A 22,846-nucleotide genomic window follows, 5' to 3' on the forward strand; every position below is an offset into this window, starting at 1 on the left:
GTCTTAGTACTGAACAGTCCGCAGGTATGACCCATGAACGCCAAGCGCCAAGCCTGCGCGGCGCCCGCTCTCGAAATACCAGCGCCCGCCGCCAGCCAGAGCTATCAATACAGCAATCTCGAACATACCGAATCAGCCAGCACCGCCTTGGCCGAGGAAGTCGCGCTGGCGATTGCCTACAACGACATCAGCCAGGCGGTCATGCTGGTTACGCCCACCGACCTTGAAGACTTTATTGTTGGCTTCAGCCTCGGTAGCGGCATCATTGCCGACGTCAGCGATATTTATGACCTGAAACTCAGCGGTGCAGGCTCGGCCCAGTACGCCCAGGTACAGATCTCCAGCCGCGCCTTCTGGAACCTCAAGCAGCAACGCCGGCAACTGGCCGGTACCAGCGGCTGCGGCCTGTGTGGCGTGGAAGCGGTGGAGCAGGCGCTGCCAGACCTTAAGGTGCTGCCCGGCGCGCCCTTGCCGCCTGCCGCATGGCTCGACGGGCTGCGCCAGCGCATCAGCGCCTTCCAGCCCCTGGGCCAATACAGCGGCGCGGTGCATGCGGCGGTGTTCATGAACGGCCAGGGCGAATTGCTGCTGGGTCGTGAGGACATCGGCCGGCATAACGCGCTGGATAAGCTGATCGGCGCGCTGATCCGCCAGAACATCTCGACCGTCGGCGGCGTGGCTATTGTCACCAGTCGTTGCAGCCTCGAACTGATCCAGAAAGTCCTGCGCGCCGGCATCCAGACCCTGGTCAGCCTATCGTCGCCCACCGGCCTGGCCCTGCAATGGGCCCGCCGGCACAACCTCAATCTCATCCACCTGCCGCAGAAAAGTGCGCCGCGGGTCTACAGCCCTGCGATGGAGAATCAAGCGTGAGCACTCATCATCAAGCCGACCAAACCCCAACCCCGCGCTACAAGCCTTACAAAGGCCCGGCCGGCGGCTGGGGCGCATTGATCAGCGTGGCACAGGCCTGGTTGACCAGTGACAACGCGCTGAAAAACCTGCGCATGATGCTCAAGACCAACCAGAACGGCGGCTTCGACTGCCCTGGCTGCGCCTGGGGTGACTCGCCGGATAGCGGCATGGTCAAATTCTGCGAAAACGGCGCCAAGGCGGTCAACTGGGAGGCCACCAAGCGCCGGGTCGACAGCGCGTTCTTCGCCAAACACAGCATCAGCTCGCTGCTGGAGCAAAGTGACTACTGGCTGGAATATCAGGGCCGCCTGACCGAGCCGATGAGCTATGACGCCGAGACCGACCGTTACAAGCCCATCAGTTGGGAATCGGCCTTCGACCTGATCGGCAAGCACCTGCAGGCGCTGCCAAGCCCGGACATGGCCGAGTTCTACACCTCAGGCCGGGCCAGCAACGAGGCAGCTTATTTGTACCAGCTGTTCGTGCGCGCCTATGGCACCAACAACTTCCCGGATTGTTCGAACATGTGCCACGAGGCCAGCGGTGTGGCCCTGGCGCAAAGTGTGGGCGTCGGTAAAGGCACTGTGACCTTCGACGACTTCGAACATGCCGATGCAATTTTCGTCCTCGGCCAGAATCCTGGCACCAACCATCCGCGGATGCTGGAGCCGCTGCGTGAAGCGGTGAAGCGCGGCGCCCAGGTAGTGTGCATCAACCCGCTCAAAGAGCGCGGCCTGGAACGTTTCCAAAACCCACAACACCCGCTGGAAATGCTCACCAACGGCGACAAGCCGACCAACACCGCGTATTTCCGTCCGGCGCTGGGCGGCGACATGGCGATCCTGCGAGGCATGGCCAAGTTCCTGCTGCTGTGGGAGCGCCAGGCCCAGGCCGAAGGCAAGGAAGCGGTATTCGACCACGACTTCCTCAACGAACACACGGCCAACATCCTCGAATACCTGGGGCGCATCGACGATACCTCCTGGGAGGAAATCGTCGAGCAATCCGGCCTGACCCTGGTGGAGATCGAGCAAGCGGCGCGCATGTACGCCAAAGGCAAGAAGGTGATCATGTGCTGGGCCATGGGCATCACCCAGCATCGCCACTCGGTGCCGACCATCCAGGAAATCGCCAACCTGATGATGCTGCGCGGCAACATTGGCCGCCCAGGCGCGGGCCTGTGCCCGGTGCGCGGCCACAGCAACGTGCAGGGCGACCGCACCATGGGCATCAACGAACGGCCACCGGTGGCGTTCCTCGATTCCCTGGAACGGCGCTTCCAGTTCAAGGTTCCCCGTGAAAGCGGCCACAACGTGGTGGAAGCAATTCACGCCATGCTCGACGGTCGCTCCAAAGTATTTATCGGCCTGGGCGGCAACTTCGCTCAAGCAACGCCAGACAGTCCGCGCACCTTCCAGGCCCTGAGCAATTGCAACCTGACCGTGCAGATCAGTACCAAACTCAACCGCAGCCACCTGGCTCACGGTAAGGAAGCGCTGATCCTGCCGTGCTACGGCCGCACCGACATCGACATCCAGGCCGATGGCCCGCAGGCGGTGACGGTGGAAGACTCGTTCAGCATGGTCCACGCCTCCAACGGCCAGTTGCAGCCGCTGTCCAAACAGATGCGCTCGGAGCCGGCGATTCTCGCCGGTATCGCCGCCGCTACCCTGGGCAGCAAACCGGTGGACTGGAACTGGCTGGTGGCCGATTACAGCCGCATCCGCGACCTGATTGCCGACACCATCCCTGGCTTCAAGGACTTCAACGAGCGAGTGAAAAACCCAGGCGGCTTCTACCTGGGCAACAGCGCCGGCGCCCGTCGCTGGAACACGCCATCAGGTCGCGCCAACTTTCGCGCGAACATCCTGCCCAAGGACCTGGTGCACGAACGCACCCGCGCCACCGGGCAGTTGCCGGACCTGATCATGCAGTCGATGCGCTCCCACGATCAGTACAACACCACTATCTATGGCCTTGATGACCGTTATCGTGGAGTGAAGGGCCAGCGTGACGTGCTGTTCGTCAACGAAGCCGATATCATCCGCCTGGGATTCAAGCCAGGGCAGAAGGCCGATATCGTGTCGATCTGGGATGACGGTCGTGAACGTCGGGTCAAGGGTTTCACCCTGCTGGCATTTGATATTCCCGCTGGGCAGGCGGCGGCTTACTACCCGGAAGTAAACCCGCTGGTGCCGCTGGAAAGCACCGGGGATGGCAGCCATACGCCGACGTCGAAGTTTGTGGCGATTCGATTGGAAGCGGCCAGTGCGACAGGATTGATCATGGCCAAATCCGCCTAATGCAATATGGCAAGCGGCTGCAACTCCCTCGTAGCAATTGTCGAGTTTTAGCAAGGCTACGCGGGCAGCACCGCCGCCCTCAAGCAGCCCGAATTTTGGGCATAAAAAAGGCCGCTTTTGCATAAAAGCGGCCGTTCCGAAGTAATTACAGACTCGCAAAATTGACTTAAGTTCCCCATATAAAACAGCAAGTTAGATTATTGTATACAACTCGTGTCATTGGTCGGATACCCATTGTCACCAGCCCGATACGGCCTCAGGATCGCGCCGTCATCCTCTTGAGGTTCCCCTATGAAGTTCTCCTCGATTCTCTTGTTGTCCCTTGGCCTGGTCAGTGGCGCAGCCATGGCCGGTGGCACCACCGAAGCCGGTGTGGGCGGCGCATTGGGCGGGGTACTCGGTTCGGTTGTTGGCCAGCAGCTGGGGGGTAACACCGGTTCGACAATCGGCGCGGCCCTCGGCGGCGCAGGCGGCAGTGCGGTCGGCGCAGACAAACGCAGCCGTGGCGAAGCAGCCATTGGCGGCGCACTAGGCGCAGCGGGCGGCAACGTGGTCGGCCGCAGTGTCGGCGGCAGCACTGGCAGCCTGATCGGCGCGGCCGCAGGCGGTGGCGCCGGTGGCGCGCTGGGCAACTATATGGGTAACAAGAGCGATGACGACGACCGCGGTTACCGCGGTCGCGACAACCGTCGCTATGACCGCGATGATCATCGTGGCCGTGGTCATGCGTATGGGCATCGCAAGAACAAGCATCACTCCCGTCACCGCTAAGGCCTTCCCCCACTAGGAGCGAGCTTGCTCGCGATGGTCGTCAACGATGACGATGGAAACCTGACACCCCACTGTGCTCTCAGGTTTTTCGCGAGCAAGCTAGCTCCTACAGTACCAAGCGCTGTAACGCACCTCGCAGCGCTTGCGGGATCGTCACCGGCCGATTCGACGCCCGATCCACGAACACATGCACAAATCTCCCCGCCGCACAGGCCTCGTCCTCACCGGCCTTGAACACCGCCAACTCATACTGCACCGAGCTGTTGCCCAACTTGCCCACCCGTAACCCAATCTCGATCCGGTCGGGAAAGGCAATCGAGGCGAAATAATCGCAGGCCGAGCTCACCACAAACCCCACCACTTCTCCGTCATGGATATCCAGCCCGCCCTGCTCAATCAGGTAGGTATTCACTGCCGTGTCGAAAAAGCTGTAGTAGGTGACATTATTCACATGGCCATACACATCGTTGTCGTGCCAACGGGTAATGATCAGCTGGAAGTGACAGTAATCGGCGCGCTGGGGCATTGAGTCGGACATGGGCAAGTCTCAGGAAAGTGGTTTTACAGGCTATTCAAATGAGTCTCGACCCATTCCCGCACAGCGGCATAAGGATATTCCTCCAGCGCAGCAAAACCTGGAATCCCTCTCGCCTTCAGCTTGGTAAATAGGGGTACGCTGATACCGCACAAAAAACGCGTCAACCGTTCGGCTCCGGGCAAGTGGCCGTTGTACTGATGATGCCTGTGGATAAAATCGCCGCACAGCCCCTGGAAGTTTTTATCCACAAGCGGCGGCAGGCTTGGCGGCTCCGGTAAATGCGCGACCTGACCGTGGCAGACCGAACAATGCCCGCACTGTTGGGGCGCTTTTTCGTCACCAAAGTACTGCGCAAGGCGATAGCCCAGGCAGCGGTCGGTAGCGAACAGATCCAGCATCGCGTGGATCCGCGCAACCTCCGTGGCCTCGTGCTGCTTGAAGCCGGCGTGCAGTTGCGCACTCAGGGCCTGTGGATCAAAATCGGTATTCAGCAGGCTGTAGACCTCGGTCATCTGCTTGCTTTCCAGCTCGATCAGACCCTGTTCCTGGAAGTAATCCAGGGCCGTCACCACCCGGTTTCGCTCGGCTTGATGCTGTTGATAGAGCGCGTCGAAATCCACCGTCGCCCAGGTTTTAGCCCTTTTGCAGACCTGGATAATCGCCGAGACAAACTGCTGCCGCTCGCCGGAAAAACGCGCAAGTAATGCCTCGGGCTCCACCAGATACTTGAAGCGGTATTCAGCGTAAAAGGCGTAGCGCGGGGCGATCAAACCCTTGAGTTCAAGCTGCACCAACAAGGTCTTGAGCGGCAGTTCGCGAATGTTGCTGTGGTCCGAAAGTGACCTGAGCAAAAACTCCCACTGCCCATCACCACGGGCTGCCAGCAGCTCCTCCAGTACACAGCGAATGCCTTCCTGCTCTGGCGTGTCGCCGTACACGAAGTTTTCCAAAATATTGAGGCTGTCACGGTTGGCCAAAACCAGACAGTCAGACGGCTGCCCATCACGCCCGGCACGACCGATTTCCTGACTGTAGTTCTCGATGGATTTGGGCAGGTCGAAGTGCACGACGTTGCGAATGTCGCTCTTGTCGATGCCCATGCCGAAAGCGATAGTGGCGACGATGCAATTGGACTGGCCGCCCATGAACCGTCGTTGGATACCCTCGCGCTTATCGTGGGGAAAACCCGCGTGATAAGCCTCGGCCTGGATGCCGTTTCGGTTCAAATGCTCGGCAATCTGCTCGGCGGTTTTTTGCAAGGTGACATAGACGATGCTCGGCTGATTGGCCCGCTCCTTCATCCACGTCACCAAGCGCCGACGCTTGTCTTGACCGGCGACGGGCTCCACCAGCAGATTGAGGTTGGGTCGGTAGAAGCCCGTAGTGATCACATCCCCCGGCGCAATGGCGAACTTGGCCTGCATGTCGGCGATCACCTTGGGCGTCGCCGTGGCGGTCAACAGCAACGCCTGGGGGATGCGGAACTGGCGCTGGTAGTCCGGCAGCTTCAAGTAGTCCGGGCGAAAGTTATGGCCCCATTCGGAAATACAGTGAGCCTCGTCCACCACCAACAGCGAGATCGGCACGGTTTGCAGGAAATTACGGAAGCGCTCGTTTTTCAAGCGTTCCACGGAAACCATCAGGATCTTCAGCTCGCCCGAGCGCGCCCGGGCCATTACGTCATTGGCGTCATCGCGGCTCTGGGCCGAGTCGATACTGCCGGCAGAGATACCGTGGCGCTGCAAAAAACCCAGTTGGTCTTGCATCAGCGCCAGCAGCGGCGACACCACCAACGTCAGGTGTGGCAACAACACGGCAGACAGCTGATAACAAAGAGACTTGCCGGAGCCGGTGGGGAAAATCGCCGCAGCCGAACGGCCAGCCAGCACGGCACTGACGGCTGCCTCCTGGCCCAAACGAAACTGTGGATAACCAAAGACCTGTTGGAGGGTGTTGTACATACGCTGTCACTCCATTGACCGCTGAACGAGGCAAAAATACAGTTCGAAAACATAGCTCGAAAACATAGCCCAGCACGTTCGGCGAATCGAGAAAGGTCGCAGAAAAAAGAGACAAGATAATACACAGGGTACGGGGTGGCCTTGGGCCGAATCGGGATGATTGGACAAGTGTTGCAGGAATAAGCAATTTACCGTGTAAGAAATGAACAACGCGCCAAAGGGCGCGTTGTGGATATCGCTGCGTTACAGCTCAATCAGCGGTTCTGCACCCGCTCGATCGCCTTGTCATACACCGGATTGGCCTTCTGCTCCTTGGCCAACTGGTAGTGACGCAACGCATCGGCGAACTGCCCAGCCGCTTCATAAATCCGCGCAATGTTGTAGTAGGAGCCTGCACGCACCGTAGCCGCTGTAGGACCGCTGGCCAGGGCAATCGCCTTGCGGTTGGCCCAGATCGATTCGGCAGTGTTGCCGGCTTTCTGATAGGCCAGGCCGAGGTTGCCGTAGGCTTGACCGTAAGAATTGTTCAGCTCGATGGCCTGACGGAAGTAGTCAATCGCCTGGTCCAGGTTACCGGCCTGGTAGGCTGCTTCGCCTTTGGTGTTCAGCTTCTTCGCATCGCCCTGGGCCGAGGAACTCACCACCACCGCATCGACCGCCACACTGTCATCCAGCAGCGGCTTGACTTCGTTGAGTACGTTCTCGGCGTCGACATTTACGCCGCTGAACGTGTTGATATCCTGGAAGTCGCCGCTGCCGGTCATGCGGAACACGGTCCACAGGTTGCCACTGCGCTTTTGCGGCACGTAGTAAGTGCGCACCAGCGACTGGCCCATGTACACAAATACCTTGGCTTCGCTGTCGGACAGTTCGCGCGAGCCTGGGTTGCCGCGATTGGTGAAGTCATGCACGGCGTAGACATAGCTTTCACCGTAATGCTTCTTCTGCAGCGTGATGGTTTCCGGGCCGTAGCTGTCGGTGTCGTCCACATCCAGTTCGGCGTCGGTACCGGTCTTGCTTTGGAAATAGATGTTGTTGCCAGGGAAGATCATGTGGGAATCGAGGTCTGCTGGAGTCCTGCCCCAGGTCAGCACCACGCGCAAGCCGTCGAGGTTTTCCATCACTGGGCTTACGGCATAGGTCATGCCCTTGCACGGGCACTTGACCACCAGGTTGGAGTAGCCGGGCTTCTTGATGATCAGCAGGTTGCTGGCGTCATCAGCGGCTTCGCTGGTCAGGGTGACTTGGCTCTGAGCGTTGGTGCGGCCCACTACGTTCTGCGCGCCGTTGCGTTGCAGCAGCACTTGGGCGTCGTCAATTTTCTGGTCCTTGACCACCGCACTGAGCACTTCAATTGGCAATTGCTCAGCCTGAACCGAAAACGCGGCCACGCACAATGACATCACCGAAGTGACACGAAGCAAACCCATGCTTAACTCCCTTTAAGATGCGGACGGAAACGTCCTGTAAGATTTCGCGGTGGAACGTACGCTGAATTCAGGGGTTTTGCCGGAATTTTATGCAAAATGTGACATGGTTTTTATCCCGCCTACGCCCGGACGCATTGCGCTACACTCTAGCCTTGCCACCCTGGAGAACGCTGTGATGAGCGAACTGACGTTTGAGCAAAAGCAGGATCACTACCACAAGATCCGCCGTTCCAACTACTTGGCTAGCCTGCGCCTGGAAGGGTTCGACACCCAACCCGCCGATGTCGACAAACCCCTGCCGACCCGCGAAGCCGTCCTCGCCAAGTACCGCAACACCCCACGCTGATGCTCGACAAATATGGGGTGGGCCTGGACCCGTACTGCTACCCTGGTAGCAGCGTCCTGCGTAACCGCCTCGACTTGTTCGATGAAGAGCGTCTGCACCAGGCCGAGCGGGAATTGTCCGAAATTGCCGTCGGCAGCCTCCCCCTCTACCCGCCGCCCTACGACCTTGAACGGCTACAACACATCCACCGCATCCTGTTCGGCGATATCTACGAATGGGCCGGTGCACTGCGCACGGTCAACATTCAGAAAGGCAACACCCTGTTCTGCACCCCGGAACGCATCCCGCCCGAAGCGGCAAAAATCATCCGGCAGATGGAACAGGCCAACTGGTTCATTGGCCTCGGCCAAGGCGAGCTGGTGTCCCGCATCGCCGAAGCCTACGGCGACCTCAACGTCATTCATCCTTTTCGCGAAGGCAATGGCCGGGCGCAGCGGATTCTGTTCGAGCAAATCATCGTCAATGCTGGGTTTTCGGTGAACTGGTGGCTGGTGAAAAATGCCGCGTGGATACCCGCGAATATTGATGCGGTGGCGTGTGATTACCGGGGACTGGGGGCGATTTTTGAGCGGTGTATCAGTTCGCCGCATTAGCCCTCGACCGTCAACTAACCACCGCTGAGGCCGTCAAGCGAACGCCTCCTCAACAGCCACATTTGACTTGTTTCGTTTGAAGGACCTCAGCCCCATCGATAAAGTCAGTCATCCTCACCCACTCTCGCGTGCCCACCATGAACCTGGCCCCCAACTTCCCCGAAGACGCCGCCATGCAGCAGCTCCTGCAACTGCTGCACGAAGAAATCGGCTTGCCCGAACACAAGACCCTGCGCCTTGAAACCGCCATCAATCTCGATCTGGGTTGCGATGGCGTCGAAGCCAAACAGTTCATGGAAGCGCTGGAGCAAGACTTCGCCGTCGACCTGAACGACTACGACGCTTATCGTTACTTCCAACCTCCCGTCTTCGACGTATTCCTGAAACACCGAGCGAAAGGCCGCGGCGACAAAATCGCGCTGACCATCGGCATGCTCTATCTGGCAATCAAGACTCAACGCTGGGACACGCAAACCCTGGAAAACCTGTAGGAGCGAGCTTGCTCGCGAACAACCTGAGAACGCCGCGTTAAACCTGGAAGCCCGCGTTATCGTTAACGACCTTCGCGAGCAAGCTCGCGCCTACAATTAAGGACCCTACATGGACGTACTAATGGGCCTGCTGGCCGCTCTGCTCTGGGGTGGCACCGACTTTCTCGTTGGCCTCAACGCCCGAGCCGTCGGCGTCAAACGCGCGGTGTACTTCGGCCAAGCCTTGGGCTTCGTGATCATGACCCTGCTGCTGATCATATTCCCCGCCTTCCTCCTGAAATCCCTCGCCGCGCCCTTGAGCGTCTGGCTCCTGGGCGCCGCAGCCGCCTTGCTCACTGTCTCCGGCGCCCTCGCCCTGTCCAAGGCCTTCGCCTTGGGAAAAGCCGCCATCGTCGCGCCGCTGGTGACGTCCTACGGCGTCGTCACTACCTTGCTGTCCTGGGCCAGCGGCGAACACATAAACTTGATTCAACTCGGTTGCATCGCCCTGTGCGTAGTCGGCGTGATCCTCTCCAGCATCCACAAGGACAACGGCATCCCCCACAACAGCTCCAATCGCTCCATCGCCTACGCCATGCTCGCCGCGATGCTTTATGGCACCAGCTTCTGGCTGCAAGGCCGCTACACCCTCCCGAGCCTTGGCCCGATTACCATGCTCTGGCTCGGTTATCTGGTGGGGCTGTGCGTGCTGGTGTTGATGGTCCTTAAAGTCAAAGACGGCCTGAAAATCCCACCGCTAAAAAACTGCGCAACGCTGACCGGGGCGAGCTTGATGAACCTGGGCGGTTTCTCGGCATTTTCTTGGGGCGCGATGGCTGGGTCGGTTTCAGTGGTGACGGTGATCAGCACTCTGTCCGGCGGGATCGCGGCGATTTTGGGGTTTGTGTTTTTCAAGGAACGGCTGTCGGCGGTGCAAATAATGGGCGTTCTTTTAGTATTACTAGGAGCAATGACTTTGCATTTGGTTGGTTAATTTTTGTGGTTTGTTTGAGGCTGGGGTCGAGTAAAAATTAGACATATGCGACGAATCCCAGATAGTGGCAAAATGGCAGCTAGGAAAAATCGCCTGCAAGGAACGCGTATGACTCAGGAGAGAAGAAAGGCATTTCAGGAGTACTTCAGTCCAGAAGCACTCCGAAAAGTGTTTATTGATAAAATTAAATCTAAGCCCAGCATCGGCATTGATGGTACCAGCGCGTCGGCTTTTGAGTCCTCTATCAGATCAGAAACTGAAAGCTGTAGTAGAAAGATAAAATCTTATAAGTTTAAGTTTTCTCCTTATCTCGAAGAAGTCAAAAGCAAGGGAAAGAACAAACTGCCGCGAGTAATATCCAAGCCAACCATTCGCGACAAGACACTGCTATCGTCAGCAAATAAGTGCCTACAGTCCTATTACCCCGACGCTATAAACAAAAAACTCCCAAATGAAATAATCAGGGAAATCAAGGAAAGCCTTAAGAATAGCAACGAAGATTTATTTTTCTGCAAAATCGATATTAAAAGCTTCTATGACCATATAAATCACGAGATACTTCTAAAAAAACTAAGTAGAACAGTGGACAAAAAAACTTTATGGTTAATTTCTAACGCAATTAAAAACATCACTGTCAGCGCGAGCACGAAAAGAAAATTCTATCCCACTGAAAACTCTTTGGGCGTGCCTCAGGGGCTGCCTATCTCCAACATACTATCTGACATATATTTACACAGAATAGATAAAAAATTCGAATCAGTGAATTACAGACGATATGTCGATGATATTTTAATTATCGCCTCAAAAGAAACCTCGAAAATAACAAAAGACATCAAAAACTTACTATACAAAATAAAGCTAGAAACGAATGAAAAAACAGAAGAAGGCCAAATAAGCGGTGGCCTAGAGTACTTGGGCTATAATTTCCTCGGCAACGACAAAGTTTCGGTCAGAGATTCGTCACGAGATAAATTTACCGCCTCATTGATTGCACCAATCACACGATACAAAAAAGGCCAAGACAAATCAATTGGCACAACCTGGCTGACTATCGAGACGCGAAAAAACATACTAATCGAGCATCTCAATGAAAAAATAACAGGCGCTATAAGTGAGAAAAAAAGGTTTGGGTGGATATTTTATTTTATTGAAATAACGGATCTTAAAATCCTATACGACCTAGATGCGATTATTAAAAGGGAGCTAAAAAAAGCACACCTGACCCCAGCTGAAATTTCGCGGGTAAAGCGCCTTTCCAGAGCCTATCACGAGGCAAAGCATAATCCAGAAGGCGGATACATACATAACTATGATACATACAAAACAACACAAGAAAAAATTAGCGCGCTAAGGCGCTTTGGATACTTAGACCCAAATGCATCTGCCGCATATGCGCCTGAGCACATTGATGCGCTATTCGAAAGGCTGAAGTCAAATCAGCTCTTGCAACTCGAAAGGGATATCGGCACTATGTACTAGCCCCCTTTATGACCTGCTTTTTTTGGTCATAGATTCAAGAAAAATCTTGGGTATTGGTTACTATGCTTACGTAATAGTTGGCCTGTAAGGCTTCGGTTGATTCCGGGGAAATTAATCAGTTAACTTTAAGGGGGCACTCCTTTTGTCACATATAAATACATTAGACGAACTCAGGACTAAAATATGGAAAACCAAAGGAGCTAGGTTCAACGCAAGTAGGCGCCTGCAAGCTAGAAAAGTTTGGGGAGGGTATCTTGTATCTGCTTTCTCTATATACATTCTCGCCATTGGTATTTTTTCTCTAACAGAAACGCATACCAATCCAACTTTAAATCTTTCGTCGATTATAGGCTCCTTACTAATTCTAGTTTTCAGCCTACACGAAGGATCTTTAAACGCCGAACAGAAAGCCGAAAGGCACCACGTATGTGCCAAAGATCTAACGGCACTTTACGATAAGGTCTCACTACAAATCCAAATCGCCGAGACATCTAAGGCGGAAGCCTTAATAGAAGAATATGCCCGCATAATCGATCGTTCTCCCGAAAATCACGACCTCATTGATTACAAGCTATTTAAAACCGAACACAAAGACTTCAAAGTCTCATGTCTCACAGCGTTAAAGATTGAGTTTAAATATTATAGCTTTCAAACTGCCTGCACGTTGCTAATCACGACACCACTAATTTTACTATCCATTTTTTATGTGATGCATCAATCCCCAGCTGTTTAAGTACTTTCAATAAAAAACCGCCCGCAAGGGGCGGCTTTTTCAAACAGCTACCGAATCTTACAACTTCGGCCCAGCCGCCTTGATCGCGTCGCTCACTTCAAACTTCTTGAAGTTCTCAACAAACAACCCGGTCAGCGCTTTCGCTGCTTCATCGTAAGCAGCCTTGTCAGCCCAAGTGTTACGTGGGTTCAACAAGCCAGTTTCAACACCCGGCACGACCAATGGTACGTCGAGGTTGATGGTGTCGAGGTGTTCGGTTTCAGCACCGATCAACGCGCCGCTCTGGATCGCTGCAATCACGCCACGGGTGGTCGGGATGTTGAAGCGTTTGCCCACGCCGTAGCCGCCGCCGGTCCAGCCGGTGTTGACCAGGTAGACCTTGGAGCCGAAGCCGCGGATGCGCTTGATCAGCAGTTCTGCGTATTCGCCAGCCGGACGCGGGAAGAACGGTGCGCCAAAGCAGGTGGAGAAGGTTGACTTGATGCCGCTGCCCGAACCCATTTCAGTCGAGCCCACCAAAGCGGTGTAGCCAGACAGGAAGTGGTAGGCCGCTTGTTCTTCGCTGAGGATCGACACTGGCGGCAGTACGCCGGTCAGGTCGCAGGTCAGGAAGATCACGGCGTTTGGCTCGCCACCGAGGTTTTTCGGTGCGCGTTTTTCGATCAGTTCACGCGGGTAGGCGGCGCGGCTGTTCTGGGTCAGGCTGTCGTCGGCGTAGTCGGCCTTTTTGTCGGCATCCAGGACAACGTTTTCCAGTACGGCGCCGTGCTGGATGGCTTTCCAGATCACCGGCTCGTTCTTCTCGGACAGGTCGATGCACTTGGCATAGCAACCGCCTTCGATGTTGAAGACCACGCCAACGCCCCAGCCGTGTTCGTCGTCGCCGATCAGGTAGCGGCTTTCGTCGGCGGACAGGGTGGTTTTACCGGTGCCCGACAGGCCGAAGAACAACGTGACGTCGCCTTCTTCGCCCATGTTGGCAGCGCAGTGCATTGGCAGCACGTCGACGGCTGGCAGCAGGAAATTTTGTACGGAGAACAGGGCTTTTTTCATTTCTCCGGCGTAGCGCATGCCAGCGATCAGCACTTTCTTGGCCGCGAAGTTGATGATCACGGTGCCGTCGGAGTTGGTGCCGTCACGCTCAGGTTCGCAGACGAACTCTGGGACGTTGAGGATCTGCCACTCGCCCTTGCCGCCGGCGTTGTACTGGCCAGCTTCAGGGTTGATGAACAGGCAACGGCCGAACAGGTTGTGCCAGGCAGTACCGGTGGTCATTTTGACCGGCAGGTAGTGCGCCGGGTCGGAGCCTACATGCACGTGGGAAACAAAACGCTCACGCTCGCCGATGAAGGCTTCAACGCGGTTCCACAGGGCGTCGAACTTGTCGGCCGGGAACTTGCGGTTGATCGGGCCCCAGGCGATGGCGGCCTGGGTGGAAGGCTCTTCAACGATGAAACGATCGACCGGCGAACGGCCGGTACGGTGACCGGTGTGTACGACCAGCGCGCCAGTATCGGCAAGCTCGCCTTCACCGCGCTGCAGGGCTTCTTTGACCAGATCGTCAACACTCAGATCGGTGTATACGGCGTTATTGGCTTGCGTCATGAGGTTCCCCGTCGGCCTATGGCCGAGTGCTCCAAACGTTTTGTAGTAGAAAGTTGCGCACTACTACCGCAGAAAAAGTGGGCCGGATTATGCCAGAAAAGCCCAAAAAAAGTAGGGCCCTCCCGTCAGAACGGCGTTAATCCGGCGTTTGTCAGGTGATTTACCTGTGCTTAAACGTTTTAGTGGCGGGTGCCCGAAGGGGTATCGACGCCCGCCCCGGCGAACAATTGAGCGATATCGGCGGTGTCGAACAGGTAGCGCTGGTTGCAGAACTGGCAATCGATTTCGATATTGCCACCGTGTTCTACCACCAGAGTCTGGGCATCTTCCAGGCCCAGGCTCACCAAGGCATTGGCCGAGCGCTCGCGGGAACAGCTGCAGCGAAAGCGCAGGGACTGTACGTCGAACAGGCGCACGGTTTCTTCGTGGTAGAGGCGGTGCAGGACGGTTTCGTTGTCCAGGCCCAGCAACTCTTCGGCGGTCAGGGTGCTGGCCAGGGCGGTGATGTGCTGCCAACTGGCGGCGCGGTCTTCCTCATCGCGGATACGGTCGGCCGGCAGTTGCTGCAACAGCAGGCCACGGGCGCGCTTGCCGTCGGCGTTGAGCCAGAAACGGGTGCCCACTTGCTGGGACATCACGAAATAGTTGGTGAAGCACTCCGACAGATCGGCGCCGTCCAGGTCAACGATGCCCTGATAACGCTGGCCCTGGGTCGGGTCGACGGTGAGGGCCAGCACGCCGCCGGGCATCAGGTCGGCCAGCGTGGCGTCAGGAGCGATCTGGTCGGCTTCGTAACGGGCCAGGCCGCGGATTTCGCGCTCGCTGGAGCACTCGATCATCAGCAGTGGGATCGGACCATCGGAACGGGCCTGCAGGATCAGCAAGCCATCGAACTTCAAGGTACCGACCAGCAGCGAGGCAGCGGCCATCAGCTCGCCGAGTAGTTGCGCGACCGGCTCCGGATAGGGGTGCTTGGCAAGGACTTCGGCATAGCTGCGCTCCAAGGCGACCAGTTCGCCGCGGGCGTCGTTGTCGTCGAAGATGAAGCGTTGGGTGAAGTCGGTGTCCGGTAGATCAGTCATAGGTCTGGGTATCTGAATTGATGACGATGTTTCTAGAATTATGCGCTTTAGCACCGATTTGGTGCATTTCTCCCCTGAAAAACGAAGTGTTTTAAAGCGAAGATGAGACAGTTTATGAACAAACCGGGCGTGTTCCAAGCCAAGTGACGCCTCGGGCGATTGATCCATTAATCATCGTTGCCGCTGCCGCGAAACTTGAACAAATCGCGGCGCTGCTTCTTGCTCGGTTTGCCGTCGGTGCTGACACCCAGTGATCCGGCCTTGCGCATCGCCGCCGCGTTCTCGCGCTTGGCGATGCTGGCTTCGGTCTCGGCGTACAAGGCCTGTGCCTCGGGCGCGCCTCGGCGGACGATAGAGAGCGCCTGAACCACCACCGTGCGCTCATCAAAACCGACGCGGATCTGGAACTCATCACCCATGCGCGGCTCCTTGCCCGGCTTGCAGCGCTCACCACGACAATGCACCTTGCCACTCTCGATCGCGGCCTTGGCCAGCGCACGGGTCTTGTAGAAGCGCGCCGCCCACAGCCATTTGTCCAAACGGACTTTTTCGTCCTCTTCCTGCTTTTGAGCCACTTGAATTCCCCGCTCTGAAAAATGCCGCAACTGAACAGTCGAACCCCTTCGACGCATAAACATCGGGGCTCATCTAAGATACGCCAGTCACTACACTGTTTCTGTGAGTTTCCATTGAGCCGACTGATTTCTGAAGCTCGATAGATAACGGTCGCCATTTGCCAAGTATTCTGCGTGAATACCGCGAATTCGATCCCGAACCCTGAGAACAGTTCGGGGATTGTCACAATCCGTGAGCAGTTGGACGTTACTGTCCTCGACGACTACGAGTTATTTCTGAATGCCGGTTACCCATATTGAAGACTTTTGACCATTTGACCGTTGTGGGTCTGCGTGAGTGGGTGGCACTTCCCGGCTTGGGAGTGGCCGGCCTGCGGGCAAAGATCGACACCGGCGCCAGTACCTCAAGCCTGCATGCCACCGAGATCGAGCCCTTTGAGCGCGACGGTGAAAAATGGGTGCGGTTCACCGCGCACCTGGGCAGCGTGGTGCAACTGCGTCACCGACGCTGCGAAGCGCCGCTGGTGGCGATGAAAACCATTAAGAGCTCCAACGGCCAGGCGCAGGTGCGCTATGTCATCAGCACGACTCTGGCCTTGGGTGATCGGGTATGGCAGGTGGAGTTCACTCTCGCCTGCCGCAAAGCCATGCGCTATCGCCTGCTGCTCGGTTCCAAAGCCCTGATTGACGGCCAACTGGTGGTCAATCCCGGGCTCAAGTACGTTCAAGACAAGCCGGTGTTCCCGGCCTCTACTATTTCTGCCACAGGTGTTGCATGAAAATCGCTGTGCTGTCGCGTAACCCGCGTCTGTATTCCACCCGTCGCCTGGTCGAGGCCGGCACCGAACGTGGCCATGAGATGGTGGTGATCGATACGTTGCGCGCCTATATGAACATTGCCAGCCATAAGCCGCAGATCCATTACCGGGGCAAGCCGCTGGAGGGCTTCGACGCGGTGATTCCACGGATCGGCGCTTCGGTGACGTTCTACGGCTGCGCGGTGTTGCGCCAATTTGAAATGATGGGAGTGTTTCCCCTCAACGAATCAGTAGCCATCGCCCGCTCGCGGGACAAGCTGCGCTCACTGCAGTTGCTGTCGCGGCGCGGCATCGGCTTGCCGGTGACCGGGTTCGCTCACTCCCCCGACGACATTCCCGACCTGATCGAAATGGTCAACGGCGCGCCGCTGGTGATCAAGGTACTGGAAGGCACCCAAGGCATCGGCGTCGTGTTGTGTGAAACCGCAACAGCGGCAGAGTCGGTGATTGAGGCGTTCATGGGCCTCAAGCAAAACATCATGGTCCAGGAATACATCAAGGAAGCCGGCGGTGCGGATATCCGCTGCTTCGTAGTCGGCGACAAGGTGATTGCGGCGATGAAGCGCCAGGCCAAGCCGGGCGAGTTTCGCTCCAACCTGCACCGTGGCGGTAGCGCCAGCCTGATCAAAATCACCCCTGAAGAGCGCATGACAGCGCTGCGGGCAGCCAAGGTCATGGGGTTGAGTGTGGCGGGTGTGGATATCCTGCGTTCCAACCACGGGCCGCTGGTGATGGAGGTGAACTCGTCACCGGGCCTGGAAGGGATTGAAACCACCACCAACAAGGATGTGGCGGGGATCATCATTCAGCATCTGGAGAAGAATAGCGGGCCGAATATGACTCGGACCAAAGGGAAGGGGTAGAGGAGCAGTTACAAGCTTCAAGCTATAAGCTGCAAGAAAGAGCAAAAGCAGCCTGCTTTTCCCTTGCAGCTTGAGGCTTGAGGCTTGAGGCTTACCGCTGCTCCTACACAGCATCCCTGGGCAACATCAGCCCCAATGGCAAGCGCACCCGCGCTTCCAGGCCGCCATCGGTACGGTTACGCAGCTCAACATTGCCGCCGTGCATCGAGGCAATCCGCCGGACGATCGCCAGCCCAAGGCCCGTACCCTTGCCACCACGGGCACGGTCGCCACGGGTGAACGGGTTGAAGATGCCCTCCAGCTCCGCCGGGTCTATACCCGCGCCACGGTCCATGACGCTCAGTACCACGTAAGGCGCATTGGTATCGCCCGATACATAGGCCGCGACTTCCACATCTGAGCCAGCGTGATGCAGGGCGTTGCCGATCAGGTTGTTCAGCAGTCGCTTCATTGAAACCCGACGCAAGGCAAACGGCTGGATCGGCTCCAGGCGCATGCGCACCTGCTCGCCATTCTGGTTGTAGGGCGCCACCACTTCACGCACCAGGTCGGTCAGGTCGACCTCTTCCACCACTTCGTCACGGCCATCGCGGATAAACGCCAGGAACTGGTCGAGAATGGCGTCCATGTCTTCGATGTCGCGGACCATGCCGTCGGTAAGGTCAGTGTGATTGCCCATCAGTTCCAGGGACAGACGCAGTCGCGTCAGCGGCGTGCGCAAGTCATGGGAAACTCCGGCAAGCATCAACTCGCGCTCACGGCCGGCCTGTTCGACGTCCTCCGCCATCTGGTTGAACGCGCTGTACACCTCGGTCATTTCGCTGGGGGTGTCACTGATGGGCAAGCGCACGCTACGCCCCTGCCCCAGTTGTCGGGCAGCAAACACCAGGCGCTTGAGCGGCTGGTTCAACTGGCGAACGAAAATCCACGCCGACGCGGTAGAAAGTAAACCGATGGCGAGGAACCAGCCCAGTACGTTCCAGATTTTCTGCCCCCGCAATGGATGCGGATACAGCGGCACTTTCAGCCAGCCATCCCCCAGGCTCGGAGCCCGCACCCACAGCGCAGGAGACACATGCATGCGCAGCCGCACCTCGGTGTCCTCACCCAGTTCGGCCTGCATCTGGCGTTGATAGATTTCACTGTAGGGCCAATGCTGCTCCCCTTCCGGTACACCAGCGCCCACCACTCGGGTCAGCGTCGCAGCCTTGGCGATCTTCTCGCGATTCTCCGGGTCTGCGGCCCAATAGGCACGCAAGGTCAGGGCGACACCGTGGCTGTACTGTCGATCCACCAGCACGTCTTCGTTCATCAGCAGATAAACCAGTGTCAGTGCCTTGGAAAACAGTACGACGATCAGCACCAACCAAAGGGTGCGAGAAAAAAAGCTTTGCGGGAACCACAGGGGGGTTTTCATAGAAGACAGCTAGACACCTTGCAGGAGCGAGCAAGGCTCGCAGAATTACAGACGCCGGGAATCCGGCTGACCCTCAAGGGATCAAACACCGGAATACCCGCACCTGCAAAACATTGGTCACTTGGTCGCAGTGCCGTCCGGCACAAATACGTAACCCACACCCCACACCGTCTGGATATAACGCGGCTTGGACGGGTCCGGTTCGATCATTCGGCGCAGACGGGAAATCTGCACGTCGATGGAGCGCTCCAGAGCGTCCCACTCGCGGCCACGGGCCAGGTTCATCAGTTTGTCGCGGGTCAATGGCTGACGGGCATTCATCACCAGCGCCTTGAGCACAGCGAATTCGCCGGTGGTGAGCATGTGGACTTCGTCGCCACGCTTGAGCTCACGGGTCGCCAGGGACAGTTCGTAGTCGCCAAAGGTGACGCTTTCGTCTTCACTGCCCGGGGCGCCCGGCACTGGAGCGGCCTGGCGACGTAATACCGCCTTGACCCGAGCCATGAGTTCATCAGGGTTGAACGGCTTGGCCAGATAATCGTCGGCGCCTAGTTCGAGCCCCTTGATGCGGCTCAGCTCATCGCCTTTGGCGGTCAGCATGATGATCGGAATCTGATTGTTCGCGCCGCGCAAGCGTTTGCAGGCCGTCAGGCCGTCTTCTCCGGGCAGCATCAGGTCGAGTACGACCAGGTTGAATACTTCGCGGCCCAGCAGGCGGTCCATCTGCTCGGTATTGGGCACCGATCGGGCGCGGTAGCCTTTGGAGTTGAAGAACCGCTCCAGCAGGCTGCTCAGCCCTGGATCGTCATCAACGATGAGAATTTTTTCGCCTTCAGCAGTTTGTGCAGTGCTGCTCATTAGATGCTCCTCTTATCTCGGTGCGCATTATGGCGTAGCTGCCGTTATACGCACCGTGTGCATTGTTAGCAGATTTTTCCTCTACTGCCAGCGAACCTGCGCCCTTCAACATCCCGCGCAATCCCCCCAACGGCAGAACGCTGGTTATACTGCGCCGCCTTTGTGCAGGGAAAATTCAGATCTTTACCGTTTGCTGCATGCCGTTTTTTTCACAGGTACGCAGTGATTTTCCGATTTCGAGGGTCAATAGGCTGCCTCTTGACCCAGGCAGCGGCGCCAGTCGGGCCGCTCAACCAGTCTCAAAGGGCCTTGTTCTCCGGGCCTGCGAGCTGCTTTCAGAATTTCAGGTGGTTTTATGGACAGCATCAACAGCCGCATCGCCGAGGAACTCGGTGTACGCCCACAACAGGTCGAAGCGGCCGTCGCTCTACTGGATGAAGGCTCCACAGTGCCCTTCATCGCCCGTTACCGTAAAGAAGTGACCGGCAGCCTCGATGACATCCAGTTGCGGCATCTGGAAGAGCGCCTGCGCTACCTGCGAGAACTCGACGAACGGCGCATCAGCATTCTCGCCAGCATCCAGGAGCAGGGCAAGCTGACCCCGCAATTGGAGCGCGACATCAAGCTCGCCGACACCAAGACCCGCCTCGAAGACTTGTACCTGCCGTACAAGCAGAAGCGCCGCACCAAGGGCCAAATCGCCCTGGAAGCTGGCCTCGGCGACTTGGCCGACGGTCTGTTCAACGACCCTTCCCTGGCCCCGGAAAGCGAAGCTGCACGCTTTGTCGACGCCGAAAAAGGTGTCGCCGACGTCAAGGCGGCCCTCGAAGGCGCCAAGTACATCCTCATGGAGCGCTTCGCCGAAGACGCCAACCTGCTGGAAAAGCTGCGCAGCTACCTGAAACAGGAAGCCGTCCTCAGTGCCCGAGTCATCGCAGGCAAGGAAGAGGAAGGCTCCAAGTTCCGCGATTACTTCGAACACGACGAGCCGCTCAAGAGCATGCCGTCCCACCGCGCCCTAGCGATTTTCCGTGGGCGCAACGAAGGCATTCTTAGCTCCGCGCTTAAAGTCGGCGACGAACTGCCGGGCACCATGCACCCCTGCGAAGGCATGATCGGTCAACAATTCGGCATCCAGAATCAGAATCGTCCTGCGGACAAGTGGCTCGGTGAAGTCGTGCGCTGGACCTGGAAGGTCAAGCTCTACACCCACCTGGAAACCGACCTGCTGGGCGAGTTGCGCGACGGCGCCGAAACCGAGGCGATCAACGTATTTGCCCACAACCTGCATGACCTGCTGCTGGCCGCCCCGGCGGGCCCACGCGCCACCCTGGGCCTGGACCCAGGCCTGCGCACCGGTTGCAAGGTCGCCGTGGTGGATGCCACCGGCAAGATGCTCGACCACGCCACGGTCTATCCGCACGTGCCCCACAACAAGTGGGACCAGACCATCGCCATCCTCGCCGCCTTGTGTGCCAAACACTCGGTGGACCTGATCGCCATCGGCAACGGCACTGCCAGCCGGGAAACTGACAAGCTTGCCGCCGAACTGATCAAAAAGTACCCAGCCATGAAGATGACCAAGGTCATGGTCTCCGAGGCGGGCGCGTCGGTGTACTCAGCCTCGGAACTGGCTTCCAAGGAGTTCCCGGACCTCGACGTGACGATCCGTGGCGCGGTATCGATTGCTCGCCGCTTGCAGGACCCATTGGCCGAGTTGGTGAAAATCGACCCTAAATCCATCGGTGTCGGCCAGTACCAGCACGACGTGTCGCAGCTGAAACTGGCGCGTGGCCTGGACGCGGTGGTGGAGGATTGCGTAAACGCCGTCGGTGTCGATGTAAACACCGCTTCCGTGGCGCTGCTGGCCCGGATCTCCGGCCTCAACGCTACCCTGGCGCAGAACATCGTCACCCACCGCGACGAAAACGGTGCCTTCAAGACCCGTGCAGCGCTGAAAAAGGTCGCACGCCTTGGCGAAAAAACCTTCGAGCAGGCCGCCGGCTTCCTGCGCGTGATGAACGGTGACAATCCGCTGGATTCCTCGGCCGTCCACCCGGAAGCCTATCCGCTGGTGCAACGGATCGCCGCTGAAACCGATCGCGACATCCGCTCGCTGATTGGCGACGCCACGTTCCTCAAGCGCCTGGACCCGAAAAAGTACACCGATGAAACCTTCGGCGTGCCGACCATCACCGACATCCTGCAAGAGCTGGAAAAGCCGGGCCGCGACCCACGTCCTGAGTTCAAGACCGCCGAGTTCCAGGAAGGCGTCGAAGACCTCAAGGACCTGCAACTGGGGATGATCCTCGAAGGCGTAGTGACCAACGTGACCAACTTCGGCGCGTTTGTGGATATCGGCGTGCATCAGGACGGTTTGGTGCATATCTCGGCGCTTTCCGAGAAGTTCATCAAGGACCCTCGCGAAGCGGTGAAAGCCGGTGACGTGGTCAAGGTCAAGGTCATGGAAATCGACATCCCGCGCAAACGCGTGGGCCTGTCGATGCGCATGAGCGACACCCCCGGCGAGAAAATCGACGGTGCCCGTGGCGCACGCCCAGGCTCGGCGCCTCGCCAGTCGCAAAACCGCTCTCAAAATACGGCACCACGCAAGGAAACCGCCACCGAAGCTCCGGCCAATAACGCCATGGCGTCGCTGTTCGCCAACGCCAAACAACTGAAGAAGCGCTAATGGAATTGCCAGCCGGTTTGACCCACAGCGCCTTCAGTGAACTGATCGGCTGCCGCCTGCAACGCCTGGATCAGGGCGTTGCCGAAGTGGCCATGACCCTGGAGCCGCAGCTGCGCAACCGCGCTGGCAAGCTCCATGGCGGGGCTATTTTCAGCCTGGTGGACATTGCCATGGGGCTGGCTTGTTCCAGCGCCCATGGTTTCGACCAGCAGAGCGCGACCATTGAGTGCAAAATCAACTACATCCGCGCCGTTTCAGACGGCGACGTGCTGTGCACCGCCCGGGTTATTCACCCAGGCCGGCGCACGTTGGTGGTTGAGGCTGACGTGTACCAGGACGAAAAACTGGTCGCAAAAGCACAAGGCACCTTCGCAGTCCTATAGCTCCCTGTCATCGACTTGAG

Annotated in this window: 21 protein-coding genes and 1 pseudogene; 14 read left to right on the plus strand and 8 right to left on the minus strand. The window is 57.6% G+C overall.

Going from position 1 to position 22,846, the window contains the following annotated elements; all coding sequences use genetic code 11:
* The first annotated feature begins 33 nt into the window (after positions 1-33).
* The 4 genes and pseudogenes from fdhD to FQ182_RS30380 form a co-directional block, all read left to right on the plus strand.
* The gene (fdhD, locus tag FQ182_RS18200) at positions 34-873 is read left to right on the plus strand and encodes a formate dehydrogenase accessory sulfurtransferase FdhD (RefSeq protein WP_149413859.1); all 840 of its coding nucleotides are present in this window, start codon (positions 34-36) and stop codon (positions 871-873) included.
* Positions 870-3,218 (plus strand): FdhF/YdeP family oxidoreductase, encoded by a 2,349-nt coding sequence (locus tag FQ182_RS18205; RefSeq protein ID WP_149413860.1) that lies wholly within the window; start codon positions 870-872, stop codon positions 3,216-3,218. Before fdhD ends, FQ182_RS18205 begins: the two co-directional genes overlap by 4 nt.
* A 291-nt stretch (positions 3,219-3,509) precedes the next feature.
* Positions 3,510-3,989 carry a glycine zipper domain-containing protein gene (locus tag FQ182_RS18210; protein ID WP_133103054.1) on the plus strand — a complete coding sequence of 160 codons (480 nt, stop codon included), beginning with the start codon at positions 3,510-3,512 and terminating at the stop codon, positions 3,987-3,989.
* Positions 3,990-4,022: 33 nt separating this feature from the next.
* Positions 4,023-4,107 (plus strand): annotated as a pseudogene (locus tag FQ182_RS30380) (outer membrane lipoprotein carrier protein LolA); the annotation flags it as partial.
* On the opposite strand, the gene FQ182_RS18215 reads toward FQ182_RS30380, so the two are convergent.
* The 3 genes from FQ182_RS18215 to FQ182_RS18225 all read right to left on the minus strand — a co-directional run bounded on the left by FQ182_RS18215 (position 4,096) and on the right by FQ182_RS18225 (position 7,918).
* Positions 4,096-4,527, minus strand: a complete 432-nt coding sequence (locus tag FQ182_RS18215; RefSeq protein WP_149413861.1) for a thioesterase family protein — start codon at positions 4,525-4,527, stop codon at positions 4,096-4,098. The pseudogene FQ182_RS30380 and the gene FQ182_RS18215 overlap by 12 nt on opposite strands.
* Positions 4,528-4,550: 23 nt before the next feature.
* The gene (locus FQ182_RS18220; protein WP_149413862.1) at positions 4,551-6,488 is read right to left on the minus strand and encodes an ATP-dependent DNA helicase RecQ; all 1,938 of its coding nucleotides are present in this window, start codon (positions 6,486-6,488) and stop codon (positions 4,551-4,553) included.
* 254 nt (positions 6,489-6,742) lie between these two features.
* Positions 6,743-7,918: a tetratricopeptide repeat protein gene (locus FQ182_RS18225; RefSeq protein ID WP_149413863.1), complete on the minus strand. Its 1,176-nt coding sequence runs from the start codon at positions 7,916-7,918 to the stop codon at positions 6,743-6,745.
* A gap of 175 nt (positions 7,919-8,093) precedes the next feature.
* Here FQ182_RS18225 and FQ182_RS18230 point away from each other — a divergent pair, with 175 nt between their 5' ends.
* The 6 genes from FQ182_RS18230 (at position 8,094) to FQ182_RS31010 (ending at position 12,533) form a co-directional block, all read left to right on the plus strand.
* The gene (locus FQ182_RS18230) at positions 8,094-8,264 is read left to right on the plus strand and encodes a YhfG family protein (RefSeq protein ID WP_003236014.1); all 171 of its coding nucleotides are present in this window, start codon (positions 8,094-8,096) and stop codon (positions 8,262-8,264) included.
* Positions 8,264-8,857: a putative adenosine monophosphate-protein transferase Fic gene (locus FQ182_RS18235; protein ID WP_149413864.1), complete on the plus strand. Its 594-nt coding sequence runs from the start codon at positions 8,264-8,266 to the stop codon at positions 8,855-8,857. Before FQ182_RS18230 ends, FQ182_RS18235 begins: the two co-directional genes overlap by 1 nt.
* A 137-nt stretch (positions 8,858-8,994) precedes the next feature.
* The gene (locus FQ182_RS18240; RefSeq protein ID WP_149413865.1) at positions 8,995-9,348 is read left to right on the plus strand and encodes a DUF1493 family protein; all 354 of its coding nucleotides are present in this window, start codon (positions 8,995-8,997) and stop codon (positions 9,346-9,348) included.
* 121 nt (positions 9,349-9,469) lie between these two features.
* Positions 9,470-10,321, plus strand: a complete 852-nt coding sequence (locus FQ182_RS18245) for a DMT family transporter (protein ID WP_149413906.1) — start codon at positions 9,470-9,472, stop codon at positions 10,319-10,321.
* A 108-nt stretch (positions 10,322-10,429) separates the two neighbouring features.
* Positions 10,430-11,800 carry a reverse transcriptase/maturase family protein gene (locus FQ182_RS18250; RefSeq protein ID WP_178114481.1) on the plus strand — a complete coding sequence of 457 codons (1,371 nt, stop codon included), beginning with the start codon at positions 10,430-10,432 and terminating at the stop codon, positions 11,798-11,800.
* Between the two features lie 142 nt (positions 11,801-11,942).
* Positions 11,943-12,533 (plus strand): SLATT domain-containing protein, encoded by a 591-nt coding sequence (locus FQ182_RS31010; RefSeq protein WP_149413867.1) that lies wholly within the window; start codon positions 11,943-11,945, stop codon positions 12,531-12,533.
* Between the two features lie 57 nt (positions 12,534-12,590).
* Here FQ182_RS31010 and FQ182_RS18260 read toward each other — a convergent pair whose 3' ends face one another.
* The 3 genes from FQ182_RS18260 to FQ182_RS18270 all read right to left on the minus strand — a co-directional run bounded on the left by FQ182_RS18260 (position 12,591) and on the right by FQ182_RS18270 (position 15,795).
* Positions 12,591-14,138 carry a phosphoenolpyruvate carboxykinase gene (locus FQ182_RS18260; RefSeq protein ID WP_149413868.1) on the minus strand — a complete coding sequence of 516 codons (1,548 nt, stop codon included), beginning with the start codon at positions 14,136-14,138 and terminating at the stop codon, positions 12,591-12,593.
* Between the two features lie 179 nt (positions 14,139-14,317).
* Positions 14,318-15,220, minus strand: a complete 903-nt coding sequence (gene hslO, locus FQ182_RS18265) for an Hsp33 family molecular chaperone HslO (RefSeq protein WP_133103047.1) — start codon at positions 15,218-15,220, stop codon at positions 14,318-14,320.
* 167 nt (positions 15,221-15,387) lie between these two features.
* On the minus strand, positions 15,388-15,795 hold the full coding sequence (locus FQ182_RS18270) for an RNA-binding S4 domain-containing protein (protein WP_149413869.1): 408 nt from the start codon (positions 15,793-15,795) through the stop codon (positions 15,388-15,390).
* A 314-nt stretch (positions 15,796-16,109) separates the two neighbouring features.
* Here FQ182_RS18270 and FQ182_RS18275 point away from each other — a divergent pair, with 314 nt between their 5' ends.
* Positions 16,110-16,574, plus strand: coding sequence for an ATP-dependent zinc protease (locus FQ182_RS18275; protein ID WP_256666319.1), 465 nt, complete (start codon positions 16,110-16,112; stop codon positions 16,572-16,574).
* Positions 16,571-17,476: a 30S ribosomal protein S6--L-glutamate ligase gene (gene rimK, locus FQ182_RS18280; RefSeq protein ID WP_038445187.1), complete on the plus strand. Its 906-nt coding sequence runs from the start codon at positions 16,571-16,573 to the stop codon at positions 17,474-17,476. Before FQ182_RS18275 ends, rimK begins: the two co-directional genes overlap by 4 nt.
* Positions 17,477-17,579: 103 nt before the next feature.
* Here the strand turns inward: rimK and FQ182_RS18285 are convergent, their stop codons facing one another.
* Together FQ182_RS18285 and ompR are read right to left on the minus strand one after the other, a co-directional pair.
* On the minus strand, positions 17,580-18,893 hold the full coding sequence (locus tag FQ182_RS18285; RefSeq protein WP_133103044.1) for an ATP-binding protein: 1,314 nt from the start codon (positions 18,891-18,893) through the stop codon (positions 17,580-17,582).
* A 117-nt stretch (positions 18,894-19,010) separates the two neighbouring features.
* Positions 19,011-19,751: a two-component system response regulator OmpR gene (ompR, locus tag FQ182_RS18290; RefSeq protein ID WP_133103043.1), complete on the minus strand. Its 741-nt coding sequence runs from the start codon at positions 19,749-19,751 to the stop codon at positions 19,011-19,013.
* 355 nt (positions 19,752-20,106) lie between these two features.
* Here ompR and FQ182_RS18295 point away from each other — a divergent pair, with 355 nt between their 5' ends.
* Together FQ182_RS18295 and FQ182_RS18300 are read left to right on the plus strand one after the other, a co-directional pair.
* The gene (locus FQ182_RS18295; protein ID WP_149413871.1) at positions 20,107-22,443 is read left to right on the plus strand and encodes a Tex family protein; all 2,337 of its coding nucleotides are present in this window, start codon (positions 20,107-20,109) and stop codon (positions 22,441-22,443) included.
* Positions 22,443-22,826, plus strand: a complete 384-nt coding sequence (locus tag FQ182_RS18300; protein ID WP_149413872.1) for a PaaI family thioesterase — start codon at positions 22,443-22,445, stop codon at positions 22,824-22,826. Before FQ182_RS18295 ends, FQ182_RS18300 begins: the two co-directional genes overlap by 1 nt.
* The last annotated feature ends 20 nt before the right edge of the window (positions 22,827-22,846 follow it).

Source organism: Pseudomonas sp. ANT_H4, from assembly GCF_008369295.1.
Classification (GTDB): domain Bacteria; phylum Pseudomonadota; class Gammaproteobacteria; order Pseudomonadales; family Pseudomonadaceae; genus Aquipseudomonas.